2 protein-coding genes are annotated in these 2343 nt (G+C 37.0%); both read right to left on the bottom strand.

Going from position 1 to position 2343, the window contains the following annotated elements; translation table 11 throughout:
* Nucleotides 1-210: 210 nt before the first annotated feature.
* Nucleotides 211-1581 carry a multiheme c-type cytochrome gene (locus tag F3G86_RS07885; protein WP_103601735.1) on the bottom strand — a complete coding sequence of 457 codons (1371 nt, stop codon included), beginning with the start codon at nucleotides 1579-1581 and terminating at the stop codon, nucleotides 211-213.
* A 9-nt stretch (nucleotides 1582-1590) separates the two neighbouring features.
* Entirely contained in the window at nucleotides 1591-2163 is a 573-nt protein-coding gene (locus F3G86_RS07880; RefSeq protein WP_009294580.1) for a cytochrome c3 family protein, read from the bottom strand.
* Nucleotides 2164-2343: the final 180 nt, after the last annotated feature.

Below are 2343 nucleotides of genomic sequence, written 5' to 3'. Positions count from 1 at the left end.
TTGAAAACAAAGATTATATTTTATATTTTTAAATTTACATTATAGTTTTTATTAATTATTTAGAACAATTTGTAGTGCTAAACCGTATGATTTTATAATTTAAATTTACAAAAATAATTATTAAAAGATATTTGCCTTAGGATAATAACTAAAAGATAAAATTTGGAATTTAAAAATAAAAAGGTGGGAAAACTCCCACCTTAAAAAAGATTACTGGACTTTGCCAGATTCAATTCTTTCTTTATAGATTTTGCGAAGTTTTCTTATATCATTTTTAACTTCGAATACACCATGCCAGTGTGAGTAGTCAGGGCCACCCATTAGAGCGCCTTGTCTCATACGACGACCTTCATGGTGCCACATATGATAATAGACATCTTGGAATTCATCTGACCAAGCATCTTCTAGTAGTAGGTTTTTAGCTTTCAACTCTTCAAGCATCTTAGTTGCTTCAGCGCTATAAACGTTATAAAGCTCTACTTGTTTATCACCCATAATGAAGAAGTTATCTGTGTGAGTTGTAGAGTGGCAAGCTTTACAAACTAGTTTCATCTCAGCACGTGCTTTTTCAGGATCGCCACTTGGGTGACCTGCTAGAGGTGTTCCTATGTTTAGTTTGCCAGTTTTTTCGTAAATAGCAGCAGCTTGTTCATCACCAGCTGTTCTTAGCTTACTGCTGATGCCCCATAGGTTCCATTTTAGTCTTCTTGAAACGTTGTGAGTTGTTGTTGTTTCACCAACACCACTCATGTGGCAAGCTGCACAAGTTGGAGCTCTAAAGTCTGGTACATCCCATGTATCAGGAGCAGCATCAAAGTTCCATTTGTGAGCTTCACTGTTATAGATATGTCCGTGCATTGAGTTGTTAAAGATCTCAATATCTGGGTGATCAGGTCCAAGGTGGCAAGATGCACAAGCAGCTGGTTTTCTAGCTTCAGCTACGCTAAATGTGTGCGCGCTGTGACATGATTTACAGTTACCTACGCCACCATCTGGATAAACATTGCCTATACCATAGTTTGGCCAAGTCTCTTTTGTAGGTTTGTGATCAGCGTCTAGTTTGATGACGGTTCCGTGGCACTGAGAACAACCAGTGGCATCTGGAGCCATTTTAAAGTCAGGATGATCTGCTCCCTCATAGTGATACATTAGTTTCACCATTGCAGGATTAGCATACATTTGCATAGCAGCTCTTGCGTGACCGCTCTTTACTAGTTCATCAACTTCGTTTTCGTGGCACTTAGCACAAGTTTTTGGGCTAACTAGCATTGAAACATGGTTGTTAGAATCTTTTGGATGCACCTTAACTGAAGCCATAGGATTATCTGCATTTACAGAGTGGCAATCCATACAACTTACGCCAACGTGAGCGTGGCGACTATTTTTCCAATCGGCAACTATGCCGGGTGTCTCTTTAGCATGGCACTCAACACAGCTTTTTGATAAATCTGACATTTTGTGAGCAACTTTAATGTTTTTTACAACATTAAGGTTTAAAGCGTCAGATTTATTTGCATCCATGTTTGCGGCAAAGCCAAAAGACATTAGACAGGCTAATAACATTAGCGACTTTTTAAACATCTCTCCTCCTTACTTGGTTTTATTGTTTTCTTGTTTTTTAATTGCTTCAAATTTATCGATTTGTAGTCCTAAATTCTTGTGACCAACGTGCTCGTGGCAATCAACACATGATTTTTTATTAGGATTTCCAAGAACGAAATAATCTCTATGTGGCAAGAATGATTTACCAGCTTGAATAACATTTTTTAAATTTGAGTGGCAGGTTAAACATCCACTATCATAGACAAAGTGAGATGCATGCTCGCGTTTTTTACGCCAGTCGATCTTGTCTGTATCTGTAAAAAATGTCTTATAGCCATCATTTATCGATACTTTAAGTTTTGTAAGTACATAGGTATAGGCACTTGTATGGTTTAGGTGACAGGCTGAACATTCAGCTTTTATGCCAAGCTTGTTATTGCCGCCGTGTACATCTTCATGATATGCAGCATTCATAGGATCCATCGTGTGACAAATGGTACAGATGTAGCCGCTACCAGTCGCATGAAGTGCATCAGCTATGCCCATAGAAGCGATAAGGCCGATTACGATGCCTATTATCACAGATGACCAAACAAAAAATTTCTTCTTAACTTCAGCCAAAATTTCCTCCTGAATTTATCAATATATCGTAAATTTTTACGAAAATTTTAGACGAATACTATCCAAAAAAATATAAATTTTTTCTTTAAGTAAATGAAAATATTTATTTGATATTAACTTTCAATAAGAATAAATTTCTTGTAGCCCACCTACATCTTTTTCCAAAATTTGGTTCTTCTC

This window comes from Campylobacter concisus (assembly GCF_902460595.1).
Lineage (GTDB): Bacteria > Campylobacterota > Campylobacteria > Campylobacterales > Campylobacteraceae > Campylobacter_A > Campylobacter_A concisus_BL.
The sequence above is the reverse complement of the archived record's forward strand: the minus strand, read 5'-3'. Positions and strand labels throughout refer to the sequence as shown.